General features: G+C 72.7%; 11 protein-coding genes and 4 pseudogenes. 1 reads left to right on the forward strand and 14 read right to left on the reverse strand.

The features are described from left to right. Nucleotides 1-248: 248 nt before the first annotated feature. From ACFV5H_RS04440 to ACFV5H_RS04505, 14 genes and pseudogenes are all read right to left on the reverse strand, one after another. A pseudogene (locus ACFV5H_RS04440) lies at nucleotides 249-404 on the reverse strand (IS1380 family transposase); the annotation flags it as partial. Between the two features lie 70 nt (nucleotides 405-474). Next, nucleotides 475-1,119 carry a CBS domain-containing protein gene (locus tag ACFV5H_RS04445; protein ID WP_385053364.1) on the reverse strand — a complete coding sequence of 215 codons (645 nt, stop codon included), beginning with the start codon at nucleotides 1,117-1,119 and terminating at the stop codon, nucleotides 475-477. A gap of 239 nt (nucleotides 1,120-1,358) precedes the next feature. Further along, a pseudogene (locus ACFV5H_RS04450) lies at nucleotides 1,359-1,544 on the reverse strand (pyridoxamine 5'-phosphate oxidase family protein); the annotation flags it as partial. Further along, on the reverse strand, nucleotides 1,523-1,864 hold the full coding sequence (locus ACFV5H_RS04455; RefSeq protein ID WP_385053359.1) for a hypothetical protein: 342 nt from the start codon (nucleotides 1,862-1,864) through the stop codon (nucleotides 1,523-1,525). The pseudogene ACFV5H_RS04450 and the gene ACFV5H_RS04455, both read right to left, overlap by 22 nt. A 16-nt stretch (nucleotides 1,865-1,880) precedes the next feature. Next, a complete protein-coding gene (locus tag ACFV5H_RS04460) occupies nucleotides 1,881-2,078 on the reverse strand; it encodes a BON domain-containing protein (protein ID WP_385192760.1) in 198 nt (65 codons plus the stop codon). Between the two features lie 317 nt (nucleotides 2,079-2,395). Further along, nucleotides 2,396-2,515 (reverse strand): annotated as a pseudogene (locus ACFV5H_RS04465) (zinc-dependent alcohol dehydrogenase); the annotation flags it as partial. A 37-nt stretch (nucleotides 2,516-2,552) separates the two neighbouring features. Then, a complete protein-coding gene (locus tag ACFV5H_RS04470) occupies nucleotides 2,553-3,458 on the reverse strand; it encodes a universal stress protein (RefSeq protein WP_385192763.1) in 906 nt (301 codons plus the stop codon). Between the two features lie 152 nt (nucleotides 3,459-3,610). After that, complete coding sequence (locus tag ACFV5H_RS04475; protein ID WP_385058283.1) at nucleotides 3,611-4,240, reverse strand: hypothetical protein; 630 nt, start codon at nucleotides 4,238-4,240, stop codon at nucleotides 3,611-3,613. Nucleotides 4,241-5,182: 942 nt separating this feature from the next. Further along, complete coding sequence (locus tag ACFV5H_RS04480) at nucleotides 5,183-6,940, reverse strand: GAF domain-containing protein (protein WP_385058287.1); 1,758 nt, start codon at nucleotides 6,938-6,940, stop codon at nucleotides 5,183-5,185. Nucleotides 6,941-7,359: 419 nt separating this feature from the next. Continuing rightward, nucleotides 7,360-8,058, reverse strand: a complete 699-nt coding sequence (locus ACFV5H_RS04485; protein WP_385192766.1) for a response regulator — start codon at nucleotides 8,056-8,058, stop codon at nucleotides 7,360-7,362. A 94-nt stretch (nucleotides 8,059-8,152) separates the two neighbouring features. Continuing rightward, entirely contained in the window at nucleotides 8,153-8,899 is a 747-nt protein-coding gene (pflA, locus tag ACFV5H_RS04490) for a pyruvate formate-lyase-activating protein (protein WP_385192768.1), read from the reverse strand. Further along, nucleotides 8,896-11,154 (reverse strand): formate C-acetyltransferase, encoded by a 2,259-nt coding sequence (gene pflB / locus ACFV5H_RS04495; RefSeq protein ID WP_385192771.1) that lies wholly within the window; start codon nucleotides 11,152-11,154, stop codon nucleotides 8,896-8,898. The genes pflA and pflB overlap by 4 nt, the downstream gene beginning before the upstream one ends. Nucleotides 11,155-11,430: 276 nt before the next feature. Beyond that, nucleotides 11,431-11,883, reverse strand: coding sequence for a universal stress protein (locus ACFV5H_RS04500; RefSeq protein WP_385192905.1), 453 nt, complete (start codon nucleotides 11,881-11,883; stop codon nucleotides 11,431-11,433). Between the two features lie 96 nt (nucleotides 11,884-11,979). Next, nucleotides 11,980-12,375 (reverse strand): annotated as a pseudogene (locus ACFV5H_RS04505) (universal stress protein); the annotation flags it as partial. Nucleotides 12,376-12,607: 232 nt separating this feature from the next. Between ACFV5H_RS04505 and ppdK the strand changes: the two are divergent. Next, nucleotides 12,608-15,304 carry a pyruvate, phosphate dikinase gene (gene ppdK / locus ACFV5H_RS04510; protein ID WP_385192774.1) on the forward strand — a complete coding sequence of 899 codons (2,697 nt, stop codon included), beginning with the start codon at nucleotides 12,608-12,610 and terminating at the stop codon, nucleotides 15,302-15,304. Nucleotides 15,305-15,389 lie beyond the last annotated feature (85 nt).

Raw genomic sequence — 15,389 nt, forward strand, 5'->3', positions numbered from 1 at the left:
TCGGCTCCAGAGCCGGCATCAGCGAAGCGCCGCAGCGCCGAGGGCGCCTCATCAAGGGAGCGAGCGGAGAGGGCACCGCACCGCCACCTGTCTGAAGGGCATCAGAGCGGGCGGGCCCGTTCCTTCCGGACGATCAGTCGCATGTCCTTGGACCGGCCGTCCAGGAACTTGCCGGTGACCTCGGCGGCCCAGGCCCGGCCACGGGCCTCACCGCCGGTCTCGACGGCCGGGCCCAGGCTGCGGCGGGGACCCTCGGCACGTGTTCGTAGGGCGACGTCCAGGAAGGCCTCGCCGGGATCGTGGACGGCCCGCGACTTGCACCACGGAGCCAGAGCTGCCGATATGGCCTGGTCAAGGCCGGTCCCGCGGACCGTTTCGATGAGCAGGACCTCGGAAATCCTCATCTTTGCCGGTCCAAGCGCCTTCTGCTCTGCTGACCAGCCGCCGGACCGTCCGCCTCATGAAAGCGCGAGGCTAGCCCGGCCGACCGACGGAGAGGTGGGCGTCCACGGCGACGACACCGTCGACGCCCTGGCAGAGGCCCACGATCACCGGGACAAGACGCGGTTCCGGGACGTGTCCCCGAAGGGTGACGACCCCGTCTTGGGCCTCGATGGCGACGGTGCCCTCATCCAGGCCGAGGATGCGCCCCAGGACGTCCTGCTCGACCTCGCCACGGATCTCGGCGTCCGAGCGGATGAAGGCGTCGAGCAGGTCGCTACGGGTGACGATGCCGGTGAGGAGCCCGTCGTCGCCGACCACCGGCAGCTGCTTGACGTGCCTCCTGCGGAGTTCCCGCGCGGCCCGGGGGATCGTCCAGTCGGCGCGGGCGGTGAGGACGGGGCTGCTCATGAGCTCGCCTGCGGTCCGTGCCCGGGCCTTGCCCCAGGCGTGCTCGTCGGTCCCGTCCCGCCCCTGCGGATCAGGCGTGCCGGTCTCGTGCCGCAGCACGTCGGACGCGGACACGACACCGACAGGGGCGCCACCATCGTCGACGACCGGTGCCGCGACGATGTCGTTCGCGTCCAGCAGGGCGGCGGCCTCCTGGAGTGGTGTGGTGGGGCGGAGGGTGACGACCTCCTCGGTCATCACGTCTCCGACCGTGCGGCGGTGCAGCATGACGTCGGTCTCCTCCGCATCACGACGAGGCGTCCCCGGTCGGACCGCCCGGGCGGATCACGTGCGGTGCGTCGACTCGCGCACGCCGTCCTCCCTCTCCATGACAACACCGCGCCGCTCAGGCGACCAGTGACGTTCGGCCTGGCAGGGAGGGCCGACGGTCCCACGGCCAGAAGTGCGGCACGGTGCGCGAGACGCCGCCGACGTCGGGCAGTCGCGAACGCCGCACCGGCTGCGGCTCATCGCGTGGCGCGTGCGCCCGTGATCTCGCGTCCGGTGACCAGCTCGGACCCGAGGCGTACGAAGACCCCGTCACGTACGGGCACCCGGGAACGCGGGCCGGTCCGCGAGAGCCGTTCGCGCTCCGCGGCGTCGGTCACCACGGAGGCCCGGCCGGTGACGATCACGCTCCGGCCGGATCGGGTCGCCCCGGCGCCCACGCCCTCGGCTCGTACGCAGTCGTGACCGTGCCCCGGCACCCGGTCTCCCGGTGCCGGGCACGGCGAACCGTACCGCGGCTCCTGTTCACCGGCGCGCCATGGCGCCGGGCGTCCTCGTGCCGGCGCCCGGCGCACAGGGCGCCGCCGACCACCACGGCCTCGTAGGGGGTCGGCTCCGTCACGGACCGGGCGGGCGGCACCTCGGCCGTGAGCCCCGCCACCCGGAGCACACCGGCCACGGTCTCGGCGATTCCCCTCGTCGATCCGTTGGCCGACCCGTAGGCGGCCAACACCTTCTCCTCCATGGCGGTCCGCCTCCTCTCACAGCCGCCGCAGCCAGTCGTCCGCGACGCCGCTCGGCACGCGCGTGCCGTTCTGGAACCCGGAGTCGTCGAAGCGGTGGGTGAGCTGGTTCACGACGTCGACGACTCCATCGGTCCTGCGGGTCATGGCCACGGCGACCTCGGTTTCGCTCTTGCGTTCCGTCCGGCCGTGCAGTGCGACGACTCCCTCGGTCACGGTGACGTCGATGCCGCCCGGGGACCAGCCACAGTCCGCGCTCCAGCACCTCGTGGATCACCTCCTCGCGGATCTCCGCGTCCGGGCGCAGGAAGGTCCTCAGCAGGTCGTGCCGGGTGACGATGCCGACCAGGCGGTCCTCCTCGTCGAGCACCGGGAGCCGATGGTCGTCACGGAGCCGACTTCCTGGTTCCTCATGTCTGTTCCTCCTCGGCGCAGTCGGCGCAGATGGGGGTCCTGCGGCCGGCGTGGCAGCAGGCGTATCCGCGCGTCGAGGACGGTGACCTCGCCGGGTGTGGCGAGGATCGGGTTGAAGTGGTGTGGCACAGCCCGGACGCGTCGACACGGACGCGGACCTGGCCCGGGCCGGGCTCGGGGTCGGGGCGCACCTCGATGACCAGGGGTTCGCCGAATTCCCGTACGACCGCTGCCTTCATGGTGCCTTCTCCTTCGGTGTCTCTTCGGCCGGCCGCGTCAGTCGTGCGCGACGACGGCGACGGGGGCGGTGGCGTGGTGCATGACCGCGTGGGCGACGGCGCCGATGTGCACACCGAACGGGCTGCGGCGGACGCGGCGGCCGACGACGACGAAGGAGGCGTCGTGGGACGCGGCGACGAGGTGGCCCGCGGCGCTGCCGAGCCGGGAGTCCTCGGTCACCTCGACGTCCGGGTACTTCTCCCGCCACGGCAGCAACGCCTCGGTGAGCGCTTCGGCCTGGGCGCGGGCCAGGTCCTCGCGCGGGTCGTAACCGGCGGCCAGGGCGTAGGTGTGGGAGGACGGCAGGTTCCAGACCCGGAGGACGGTCAGCGTGGCCTCGCGGCGCCGGGCCTCCTCGAACGCGAAGGCGAGGACGGTCTCGTCCGGGCTGCCGGTGTCCAGGCCCACGACCACGGGCCGGAAGCCGGTAGCGGCGGACGGGATGCCGGCGGGGTCCTTGACGTGTTCGTCGGCGGCCTGTTCGCCCGCTCGGACGAGGATCACGGGCACCTCGGCGCGGGCGACCACCGACTGGCCGACGGATCCGATCAGGAAGCCCGTCAGTCCGCTCAGCGCACGCGAGCCCAGCACCAGCAGTTCCGCGTCACGGGCGGCCTCGAGCAGGACCTCCGCCGGGGCTCCGGCCCGCTGCTCGGTGGTCACCTCGACCCCGGGGTGCCGCAGCCTCAGGCCCTCGGCGGCCTCCCGGGGGATCCGCTCGGTCCAGTGCTGGTGCGTCTCCGCACCGAGGAGCGGGGCCTGGGCCATGGGCTCCGGGACCGGCTGCCACACGTGGAGCAGCCGTACCGGCATCCGACGCAGCGCCGCTTCGCGGGCCGCCCATTCGGCGGCCGCCCGGCTCTCGGGCGATCCGTCGAGTCCCACGGTGATCGTGCGGGCCATGCTGGCCACCTCCTGTGTCATTCGTTCTGTTCTCAGCGTCTCTTCGGGCGGTCCCGGGGGGCAGGGGCCCGTGGTCCCGGGAGGGGACCGACGGTCCCTGCCGGCAGGCCGGTGGGGCGGGTCCTGTGCTGGGCCCGCCCCACCAGCCGTGTTCAGCGCAGCCATCCGTGGTCACGGACGACGGGGAGCCGGGCCCACAGCCGGCCCAGACCCAGCGCGTCACCGGCCGAGACCACGGCCAGCGCGATCAGCACCACCGCGTAGACCAGGTGGTAGTCGACGAACGGGTTCGTCGACATACTCGCCGACCCGTCCGACAGGTGCTTCGCCGGCGGCCACTCCGCCACCCACATCAACGCCATCATCACCGTCCCCGCGAAAGCGGCCAGGCGCAGCGCCACTCCGGCGGTCAGCGCCAGCCCGATCCCGAGCAGGCCCAGCATGAACAGCCAGTCCGCCCACGCCGCCCCGGCCCACGCGTGGAACGTCGACTCCATCGGACCGACCGCGACATGCCCGAGGAAACCCTCGGTCGGCGAACCACCGTCGACCCAGCCCTTGCCGGAAGCGGTGGCATAGCCGAAGCCGAACGTCTTGTCGAGGAACGCCCACAGGAAGACGAACCCCATCAACACCCGCGCCGAGGCGAGGACACAGGCCCGTGCGGTGAACGTGCCGGCCTCCGCCGACACGGCCGCCCCCGCCGCGGAAACGGCACGGTTACGGCGGAGCGACGGCAGGTGGAAACCCGAACCACGATGCGTGGGCTGGTGCACGGCCATGACAGTGACCCCTTCAGGGAGGATCCGGCTGGTTCCTGACACCACCCACTCTCCCGCCCCCCGCCACCCCGCACCCGACGCCGAAGGTCCGCACCCGAGGGCTCAACAGCCCCGAACCACAGGGACCTTCGGCCACCACCGGACGAACAGGGCCGAACGGTGCCGGGCGGTGCCCGCACGGCCCCTTACGCGCGCGCCGGCGGGAGCCAAGGCCGGGAAGGGTTCACCCACCGGCCCAGCCGGCCTCGGACCCGGGCGGGAAGGAGTCCCGACGAGCTCGACAACCCTCGACGCTCCGGCCGTGGAACGGCTGGTCGCGGCGGCCGTGGCCGCACCGTCCCTGCACAACACCCAGCCCTGGCGCTTCCGGCTCGATGCCGACACCCGCACCGTACGGATCGACGCCGCCGCGGGCCGGGCGCTGCGCCACACCGACCCGGTGGGCCGCGCCGTGCACCTGGCCGTGGGCTGCGCGGTCCTCAACCTGCACGTGGCCGCCGCCTACTTGGGCCGGGAGCCGGTGACCCGGCTGTTCCCCTGCCCGGACCGTCCCGCTCTGCTCGCCAGGTCCGGCTCGCCGAATCGGCGCACGGCGCACGGCGCACGGCCGGCCGGTCTGTACGAAGCGGTGTGGCACCGGCACAGCAGCCGCTTCCCCTTCTCCGGGCGACCGCTGCCGTCGGACCTGCTCGCCGAGCTGACCGGTGCGGCCCGCCTGGAGGGGGCGACGCTCCGCTTTCCGGGACCGAAGGACACCGATCGGGTGCCGCGTGCCGTGTGGGAGGCGGAGAGGCGCAACAGGGCGGACGCCGGCCGGGCCGGCGAGAGCCGCCGCCTGGCCGGCGGTCCGCGCTGTGAGCCGGTGGTCCCGGTGAGCGGGCGGCCTCGCTCGGCAGCGGCCCCTAGAAGCCGCGAGGACCGCTCATCCGCTGACGCCGTGCGTCACGAGGCGGGCCGGCCGTCCTCCGCCTCGTCCGAGGACCGCCCCAGCGGCGCGTGCCACACGAGCCGCGCTCCCCCTCCTACCGGACTCTCCAGCTCCATGTCGCCGCCGAGCTTCCGTGCTCGCTCGGCCATGTTGGCCAGACCGCTGCGGCGGCCTCCGGCCGGGATGCCGACGCCGTTGTCCGTGACCGTCAGGCGGACCTCCTTGCCGTCGGTCCCCAGCACGACGTCGGCGCGGTCCGCGCGGGCGTGCCGGGCGATGTTGGACAGGGACTCGGTGAGGACGGCCAGGACGTGGCCGGCGGTCTCCGCGGGCACGTGCGTGTCGAGCAGACCCTCCATGCGGACGCTGGGGGCGAAGCCCAGCAGCGGAGTGGCCTCGCCGACCGCGCGCACCGCGCGGGAGCGCAGGCCGGGAGCAGCGTCGTCCTCGCGGGAGCGCAGGCCGAAGATCGTCGACCTGATGATCTTGATGGTCTCGTCGAGGTCGTTCACGGCCCGCTGGACCCGGTCCGAGGCCCCTTCGTGCTGGATGAACCGGTCGGCGCTCTGCAGCGTCATGCCGGTGGCGAAGAGCCGTTGGATCGCCAGGTCGTGCAGGTCGCGGGCGATCCGGTCGCGGTCCTCCAGCAGGGCGATCTGCTCGGCGTCCGCGCGACGTTCCGCCAGCTCCATCGCGACGGCGGCCTGGGCGGCGAAGACCCGGAGCGGCTCGGTCTCCTTCTCGGAGAACTCACGGCCACCCGACTGCCGGACCAGCAGGACCACACCGCGGGCGTCGTCGCCCGAGCCGATCGGTACGGCGACGGCCGGTCCGAGCCCGTCGAAGCGCGGAGGTCCGGCCGAGATCCGGGAGTCATGTGAGACGTCCGGGCTGTTGACGGAGACCCGCTGGACGAACGCCTGCCCGACGAGGGTTCCCTCCACGGGCAGGACGACCCCGCGCCACGCGTCGGCCTCCTGGCCTATGGCGAGTTCCACGGCGAGTGTGTCCGTCCCGCTCACCGGCATCGCCACCACGCTCAGGGCGGAGGCGGTGATCTCCCTGGCCCGTTCGGCGATCAGCGGCAGTGCCCCGCCCTGGTCCGCGCCGGACATGAGGGTGTGCGTGATCTCGGCGTTCGCCTGGAGCCAGCGTTCGCGCAGCCGGGACTCCTCGTACAGACGGGCGTTGTCGATCGCCACGCCGGCCGCCACGGCCAGGGTGGCCAGCACCGACTCGTCGTCCTCGTCGAACTGCTGGCCGCCACGCTTCTCCGTCAGGTACAGATTGCCGAAGACGTGGTCCCGCACCCGGATGGGGACACCGAGGAAGCTGTCCATCGGCGGGTGGTGGGCCGGGAAGCCGTACGAGGCGGGGTGCTCGGAGAGCTTCGTCAGCCGCAGCGGCTCCGGACGGCGGATCAGCTCACCGAGGATGCCGTGCCCCTCCGGGTAGGGGCCGATGCGGGCGATCTGCTCGTCGCCGACACCCACGGTGTGGAAGGCGGACAGGCGCTTGCCGTCCGGGCCGATCACGCCGAGGGCCGCGTACTCCGCGTCGACCAGTGCCGCCGCCGCTTCCACGATGCTGTGGAGCGCCTGCTCCAGGTCCAGCTCCCGGCCGACGGACAGCACCGCCTCCAGCAGGCTGTGCACCCGGTCCCTGGTGCCGCGGGCCGCGTCCAGCCGGGCCTGCAGCTCCTCCAGCAACTCGTCCAGCCGCAGTTGCGGAAGTCGTACTCGTGCCTCGCGGGCTTCCCGGGCGTTCTCCAACGCTACTCCTCCAGCGTCTCACCGCCTGTCGGCAGCCGTACCGTTCGGCTGTCACGGTAGCGGCTCGAACAGGGGGGAGGACAAGGGATCAGCGCCGCCGTGCGGGCCGGCTGCCCGGAAGTGTCGGTTCCGGGCAGCCGGGCCACCCCGTACGAGGTGAGGTGGAGCGGGCGGTCGGCGCGGCCCCACTCGTCGTCGTACCGGCCGAAGGCCTTGACCGGGTGGCCGTGCCCGGACGACCCGGGCGTCTAGGACGCGGGATGCGGTGGCACCGGCCACGTCCCCCGGCGGTCTCACGGCAGGCGGCGTCGGTCTTCTTCGCGGACGTGGAAGATCACGTGGTGCCGCTCCAGGTCGTGTCCGCCTTCTTCGGCCCCCCGAGGGGGGCGGGTGCGTCGCCGACCGGCGGACCGCACCCTCTACCGGCCTTCGGAGCGCGTCCGGTCACGTGCCTGGGTGGCGATGACGGCGGCCTGGACGCGGCGCTCCACACCGAGCTTGGCGAGCAGGCGGGAGATGTGGTTCTTGACCGTCTTCTCGGCCAGGTACAGCCGCTGGCCGATCTGACGGTTGGTCAGCCCCTCGCCGATCAGGTCCAGGATCTCGCGTTCCCGGTCGGTCAGGCCGGGCAGGACGTCCGGCTCCTCGGCCGGCTGCTGTCCGGCGCTTCGCAGGCGTGCCATCAGTTTGGCCGTGGCGTCGGCGTCCAGCAGCGACTGGCCGCGGGCCACCGTCCGCACGGCCGAGACCAGGTCCGATCCCTGGATCTGCTTCAGCACGTACCCGGCCGCGCCCGCCATGATCGAGTCCAGGAGCGCCTCCTCGTCGTCGAAGGAGGTCAGCATCAGGCAGGCCAGGTCCGGCATCTTCGACCGCAGCTCACGGCAGACGCTCACTCCGTCTCCGTCGGGCAGGCGCACGTCGAGGACGGCCACGTCGGGGCGCAGGGCGGGGACCCGGACCAGTGCCTGCTCCACCGTCGCCGCTTCTCCGACCACCGTGATGTCCGGTTCGTCGTTCAGCAGGTCGTGCACTCCTCGCCGTACCACCTCGTGGTCGTCCAGGAGGAAGACCTTGACCGGGCTTCCCGTGCCGTCGTCCCGCTCGCTGTGCGCCATTGGATGCTCCTCGTGATGCCTAGGTCTCCGTCGGGCTCCTCATCTTCCCAGGACGGCCGAAGTCCTGTGCCGGTCGGCCCCGTTCTCGCCTGCGTCAGTGGGCCGCGAGGCCGTGTCCACGGAACTGGCCCCGTACCCGGTCCACGAGCGTCGTGTCGGGAACCGGGGTGTCCCGAAGGGCGAAGGGGATGCCCAGGGCGTCGTACTTGCCGGCACCGAGCTTGTGGAACGGCAGGATGTCGACCCGCTCGACGCAGCCCAGGCCGGAGAGGAATCCGGCGAGTCCCTCGACGGCGTCCTCGTCGTCGGTCCAGCCGGGCACCAGGACGTACCTGATCCACACGCGCTTGCCCAGCCGGTCGAGGCGGGTGGCGAAGTTCAGGGTCGGGGCGAGGTCGCCGCCGGTCAGCTTCCGGTAGGTGCGGACGTCGAAGGACTTGATGTCCAGCAGCACCAGGTCGGTGTCGGCGAGGAGTTCGTCCGTGGCGCGGGCGCCGAGGAGGCCGGAGGTGTCGAGCGCGGTGTGCAGGCCGAGTTCCTTGCAGCGGCGGAGGACCGCGGCCGTGAACGCCGGCTGGAGGAGGGCCTCGCCGCCGGTGAGGGTCACTCCCCCGCCGGCGGTGGTGACGAAGGCCCGGTACTTGGCGATCTCGGCCATCACCTCGTCGACGGTGGCCGGTTTCCCGTCCCGCATGTGCCAGGTGTCGGGGTTGGCGCAGTACAGGCAGCGCAGGGGGCAGCCGCTGAGGAACAGCACGAACCGGGTCCCGGGACCGTCCACTCCCGTGGACAGGTCCCAGGAGTGGATCCGGCCCGTCACCGGCTCGACCGTGGTGTTCACAGCGATCCGTGGAAGGTGCGGCTGATCACGTCGAGCTGCTGCTCGCGGGTGAGGCGGACGAAGTTGACGGCGTATCCGGAGACCCGGACCGTCAGCTCCGGGTACTTCTCCGGGTGCTCCATGGCGTCCTCCAGGGTCGCCCGGTCCAGGACGTTGACGTTCATGTGGAAGCCGCCGGAGGCTGTGTAGGCGTCGAGGATGCCGACCAGGTGACCGGCGCGTTCCTCGGGGACGTGCCCCAGCCCTTCCGGGGTGATGGTGGTGGTCAGGGAGATGCCGTCGCGTGCCGCCTCGTACGGGAGCTTGGCCACCGACAGAGCGGAGGCGGCCACGCCGTGCCGGTCGCGGCCGTTCATCGGGTTGGCGCCGGGGGCGAAGGGTTGTCCGGCGCGGCGGCCGTCGGGGGTGTTGCCGGTGTGCTTGCCGTAGACGACGTTGGAGGTGATGGTCAGTACGGACTGGGTGTGCTCGGCGTCGCGGTAGGTGGGGTGCTTGCGCACCTTGGCCATGAACGACTCCACCAGGTCGACGGCGAGCGCGTCGGCGCGGTCGTCGTTGTGGCCGTAGGCCGGGAAGTCGCCCTCGGTCCTGAAGTCCACGGCCAGTCCGGTGGCGTCGCGGAACACCTTCACCCGTGCGTGCTTGACGGCGGACAGGCTGTCCACGGCGACGGACAGGCCGGCGACGCCGCAGGCCATGAAGCGGTGCACCGGATAGTCGTGCAGGGCCATCTCGATGCGCTCGTACGCGTACTTGTCGTGCATGTAGTGGATGACGTTGAGCGCGTCGACGTACGTCCGGGCGAGCCAGTCCAGGACGCGGTCGTACGCGGCCGACAGCTCGTCGTAGGCCAGGTACTCCCCGGTCAGCGGCGGCATCTCGGGGGTGATCTGTTCGCCGGTCATCTCGTCCCGGCCGCCGTTGACCGCGTACAGCAGGGCCTTGGCCAGGTTGACGCGCGCTCCGAAGAACTGCATCTGCTTGCCGACCGCCATCGCCGAGACACAGCAGGCGATCGCGGTGTCGTCGCCGGTGCACGGGCGCAACAGCTCGTCCGACTCGTACTGGACGGCACTGGTGTCGATGGAGACCTGGGCACAGAACTCCTTGAAGCCGTCCGGGAGCCGGGGCGACCACAGCACGGTCAGGTTGGGCTCGGGGGCGGGTCCGAGGTTGTAGAGGGTCTGCAGGAAGCGGAAGGAGGTGCGGGTGACCAGCGTGCGTCCGTCCGCGCCGATGCCGCCGATGGACTCCGTCACCCAGGTCGGGTCGCCGGAGAACAGGGCGTCGTACTCGGGGGTGCGCAGGAACCGCACGATGCGGAGCTTGATCACGAAGTCGTCGATCAGCTCCTGGGCGCGGGACTCCTCGAGGAGCCCTTCGCCCAGGTCCCGCTGGAGGTAGACGTCCAGGAAGGTGGAGGTGCGGCCCAGCGACATCGCCGCGCCGTTCTGCTCCTTCACCGCGGCCAGGAAGCCCAGGTAGAGCCACTGCACCGCCTCGTGCGCGGTGGCGGCGGGACGCGAGACGTCGCAGCCGTACGAGGCGGCCATCCCGGTCAGTTCGCCCAGCGCGCGGATCTGCTCGGCGAGTTCCTCGCGGTCCCGGATGACGTCCGGGCCGGAGGGCCGCGCGTCCAGCAGGGCCCGCTCGGCCCGCTTGGCCTCGATCAGCCGGTCCGTGCCGTACAGCGCGACCCGCCGGTAGTCGCCGATGATCCGGCCCCGGCCGTAGGCGTCCGGCAGCCCGGTGATGATCCCGACCTTGCGGGCGGCCCGCATCTCGGGCGTGTAGGCGTCGAAGACGCCGTCGTTGTGGGTCTTGCGGTAGCTCCCGAAGACGCGTGTGACGAAGGGGTCCGGCTTGTAGCCGTACGCCTTCAGACCGTTCTCCACCATCCGCAGCCCGCCGTTCGGCATGATGGCCCGCCGCAGGGGGGCGTCGGTCTGCAGGCCGACGATCAGCTCACGGTCGCGGTCGATGTAGCCCGGCCGGTGCGAGGTGATGGTGGACGGGTTGCCCGGGTCGACGTCGAGAACGCCCCGGCGGCGTTCCTCGGGGAACAGGGCGGCCACCTTGTCCCAGACCGCGAGCGTGCGCTCGGTCGGACCGGCCAGGAACGCGGAACCGCCCTCGTACGGGGTGTAGTTGGCCTGGATGAAGTCGCGCACGTCGATGCGTTCACGCCATTCGCTTCCGGTGAACTGCCGCCAGGCGTCGGCGGTTCGGGGGCCGGTTGTCACCGTCGCGGTCATCTCAGGTCCTCTCGTCGGACGGTCTTGTCACTGTCGATGCTCGTCGTGCGGGCCCGCGGCGAGGAGTGCCGGACAGGGCACCGGGCGGGCCCCTCCGCCCCCGGCCGGCCGGGACCTTCGGCCCCCTGTCCCCGGACCCGCGCACCGCAGGACGGGGCCGTCGGGTGAGGGCGGACAACCGGAGAGACACGGTGTGCGTGCCCGGCCATGACGCCGCGGTGCCGGTGCCCCCCTCGCGTCCGGCGGACCGGTGGCCGGCCGGTGTGCCGCGCCACCTCAGTCGTGCGGGACGACGGCGACGGGGCATCCGGCACGGTGGAGGACGGCGTGGGTGACCGGGCCCGTGCGGGCACCGGCCCGGTGGCCGGTGGTACGGCGGCCCGCCACGAGGAGGCCGGCGTTCCGGGTGGCCCGCACCAGTGCGACGGTGGCGCGCCCTTCGGTGACCGTCTCGGTCACCGGGACGGTCGGGTACTTCTCCCGCCAGGGGCGCAGCACCGCCGTCAGGGTGCGCTCCTCGTCCGCCGGCGCCTGGGCCCGCGGCCGCGGGACGGGAGCCGGGCCCTCCGGGGCGGCGGACACCAGGGACGCCGCCGGAGCGGACGCGGGGCTGAACGGCGTCCGGAAAGCGTGGACCACCCGCAGACCCGTGTCACGCCGGCGGGCGGCGTCGAAGGCGAACCCGATCAGTTCGTCGCAGGGACGGTCCGTCCGCAGCCCCAGGACCACCTGGCGGTAGGGCGTCCTCGGGATCTCCTCCGGGGCGACGCCGTCCGTGGCCGGCAGATGCTCGTCGGCGGCTCCCCGTCCCGCCCGGACCAGTACGACCGGGCGGGTGGACCGGCCGACGACGCGCTGGGACACGGAGCCCGTCACGAATCCGCCCACGGCCGTGAGGCCGAGGGAACCGAGGACCAGCAGGTCGGCGTCGGCCGAGCCGGCCGGCAGAGCGGTGACCGTCGCGTCACACACGAGTCGGTCGGTGATCCGCAGACCCGGATGGGCGGCACGGACACCGCGCACGGCCCCTTGCAGGAGCCGCTCGGCCCAGTCGCGCTCGTTGCCGTCCATGGGGACGTACGGCGCGGGGCGGGCGTGGCGGCGTCAGGCGTGGACCACTCCGAGCCCGGTTCCCCGCCGCTGGGCCTCCTGAGCCGCCCAGTGCGCGGTCGCGAGGCCCGCGGCCGATCCGTCGACCCCCACCACGATGTCGTGCGGCATGACGTGTCCCCTCCCGGGTCGATGACTTCCGATGTCTTCGAGCGTCCTTCCGGCCGAGCGGGTGGTCCACGGGCCGTACAGCCCCGGCAGAGGTGCCGAAGGCCTTTCCGGGGCGGACGGTGTGAACCGGGGCCGACCGGTCCCCGGGGCGGGACGGCCGGCACCTCGCGTCGAACACGCCCCCGTCCGACGCTGGAACCATCACGCCCCCACAGCTGAGGAGCGCAGCGTCATGGTCCGTCACGTGTACGACTTCACCGAGGGCGGCCGTGACATGGCCGACCTCCTCGGCGGCAAGGGATCGAACCTGGCCGAGATGACCCGGCTCGGGCTCCCCGTGCCGCCCGGCTTCACCCTCACCACCGAGGCGTGCCACGCCTTCCTGGCCACGGGCAGCGAGCCCGTCGGCCTGTGGGAGGAGGTCTCCGCGCACCTGTCGGCCCTCGAAGCGTCCGCCGGCCGCTCGCTGGGACAGCCGGACGACCCGCTGCTGCTGTCCGTCCGCTCCGGCGCGAGGTTCTCCATGCCCGGCATGATGGAGACGATCCTCGACATCGGGCTGAACGACGACTCCGTCCTCGGGCTGGCCAAGGTCTCCGGCAGTGAACGCTTCGCCTGGGACTCCTACCGCCGCCTCGTCCAGATGTTCGGCAGCACGGTCATGGGCATCGGCTCCTCCTCCTTCGAACGCTCCCTCGCCGTCCTGAAGGACCTGCGCGACGTCAAGGACGACGTGCACCTGACGGCGTCCGACCTGGCCGAGCTGGTCGAGACGTACAAGAACCTGATCCGCCTGGAGACCGGCGAGGACTTCCCGCAGTCCCCCGCCGAGCAGCTGCGCCGGGCGGTCCTGGCCGTGTTCGAGTCCTGGAACGGCGAACGCGCCCGGCTGTACCGGCGGCGCGAGCACATCTCCGACGACCTCGGCACCGCCGTCAACGTGCAGCGCATGGTCTTCGGCAACCTCGGGGCCGACTCCGGCAGCGGCGTCGCCTTCACCCGGGACCCGGCCACCGGGCGCCCCGGCCTGTACGGCGACTACCTGCCCGACGCGCAGGGCGAGGACGTCGTCGCCGGCATCCGCAACACCGTGCCCCTGAGCGAGCTGGAGCGCCTGGACCCCGGGTCGTACGCCCGGCTGCGGGCGCACATGGAGACACTGGAGCGGCACTACCGGGATCTGTGCGACATCGAGTTCACGATCGAGCGCGGCACGCTGTGGATGCTCCAGACGCGGGTCGGCAAGCGCACCGCGGAGGCCGCGTTCGTCCTCGCCGCCGAGCTGGCCGACGAAGGGCTCATCACCCCGGACGAGGCGCTGGCCCGGGTGCACGGTGAGGGCCTGGCCCGGCTGATGTTCCCGCGGTTCGACGCCTCGGCGACCGGCACCGCGCTCGCCCGCGGTGTCCCGGCCTCCCCCGGCGCGGCGGTCGGCGCCGTGGTCTTCGACACCACCCGGGCCGTGCGCCGCGCCGCGGCCGGCGAGAAGGTCGTCCTCGTCCGGCAGGAGACCACCCCCGACGACCTGCCCGGCATGATCGCCGCCCAGGCGGTGCTCACCAGCCGGGGCGGGAAGACCAGCCACGCCGCCGTCGTGGCCCGCGGCATGGGCAAGGTCTGCGTCTGCGGCGCCGAGGAACTCACCGTGGATACCGGGACCCACCGCTTCACCACCGCGGACGGCACCGTCGTCGAGGAGGGCACCGTCGTCTCGGTGGACGGCTCCGCGGGAGCGGTGTACGCGGGAGCCGTACCGCTGGTGGACTCGGCGGTCATCCGGTACCTGGAGGACGGCCGGGGCGACGAAGGCACACAGGGTACGGTCGGCGCGGTGGCCCGGGCGCTGTCCCACGCGGACACCGTCCGGCGTCTGGAGGTGCGGGCCAACGCCGACACCCCTCAGGACGCCGCCCGGGCCCGCCGGTTCGGAGCGCAGGGCGTCGGTCTGTGCCGCACCGAGCACATGTTCCTCGGCGAGCGCCGCACGCTGGTCGAGCGGATGATCCTGGCCGGCACGGACGCCGAGCGCGACCGGGCCCTGGCGGACCTCCTGCCCCTCCAGCGGCAGGACTTCGCCGGCATTCTGGAGGCGATGGACGGCCTGCCGGTCACCATCCGGCTGCTGGACCCGCCGCTGCACGAGTTCCTGCCCGACCACACCGAGCTGGCGGTGCGGATCGCCGCCGCCGAAGCCCGTGGCGAGGAACCGGACGCCCACGACGTCGAGCTGCTGACCGCCGTGAACCGCATGCACGAGGAGAACCCGATGCTCGGGCTGCGCGGTGTGCGGCTGGGACTGGTCGTTCCCGGCCTGGTCGCCATGCAGGTACGGGCGATCGGCGAGGCCGTCGCGGGGCGTCTCCTGGCGGGCGGCGCCCCCGAGGCGGAGATCATGGTCCCGCTCGTCGGTGACGTGCGGGAGCTGCGTCTCGTACGCGGGGAGGTGCGCCGGGTGCTGGCCGACGTCTCGCGGGCGGCAGGCGTCACCGTCGACTGCCCCGTCGGCACCATGATCGAGCTGCCCAGGGCGGCGCTGACGGCCGGCCGGATCGCCGAGGAGGCCGAGTTCTTCTCCTTCGGCACCAACGACCTGACCCAGACCACGTGGGGCTTCTCCCGCGACGACGTCGAGGCGGAGTTCTTCTCCGCCTACCTCGACAAGGGCGTCTTCCCCACGTCGCCGTTCGAGACGCTCGACCGTGACGGGGTCGGCCGGCTGGTGGGCATCGCCGTCGCCGAGGGCCGCGCCACCCGGCCGGACCTCAAGATCGGCGTGTGCGGCGAGCACGGCGGCGACCCCGACTCGGTGCACTTCTTCCATACCGCCGGACTGGACTACGTCTCCTGCTCGCCGTTCCGGGTGCCGGTGGCGCGGCTGGAGGCAGGCCGGGCGGCCCTGGAGGAGACCGAGGGGAGCGACAGCAGGTGAGGCCCGGGCTCCTCGGCCCTGAGGTCAGGGCCGAGGAGCCCCTGACACCGGGGCCGACCGCCTCTGGGTCGCGGACGGGAAACGC

Source organism: Streptomyces sp. NPDC059787 (assembly GCF_042732315.1).
GTDB lineage: Bacteria > Actinomycetota > Actinomycetes > Streptomycetales > Streptomycetaceae > Streptomyces > Streptomyces atrovirens.

Coding starts and splice junctions, on each gene's coding strand:
- ACFV5H_RS04445 (WP_385053364.1), bottom strand. CDS start 1,119: ATGCTGCACCGCCGCACGGTCGGAGACGTGATGACCGAGGAGGTCGTC.
- ACFV5H_RS04455 (WP_385053359.1), bottom strand. CDS start 1,864: ATGGAGGAGAAGGTGTTGGCCGCCTACGGGTCGGCCAACGGATCGACG.
- ACFV5H_RS04470 (WP_385192763.1), bottom strand. CDS start 3,458: ATGGCCCGCACGATCACCGTGGGACTCGACGGATCGCCCGAGAGCCGG.
- ACFV5H_RS04475 (WP_385058283.1), bottom strand. CDS start 4,240: ATGGCCGTGCACCAGCCCACGCATCGTGGTTCGGGTTTCCACCTGCCG.
- ACFV5H_RS04485 (WP_385192766.1), bottom strand. CDS start 8,058: ATGGCGCACAGCGAGCGGGACGACGGCACGGGAAGCCCGGTCAAGGTC.
- pflB (WP_385192771.1), bottom strand. CDS start 11,154: ATGACCGCGACGGTGACAACCGGCCCCCGAACCGCCGACGCCTGGCGG.
- ppdK (WP_385192774.1), top strand. CDS start 12,608: ATGGTCCGTCACGTGTACGACTTCACCGAGGGCGGCCGTGACATGGCC.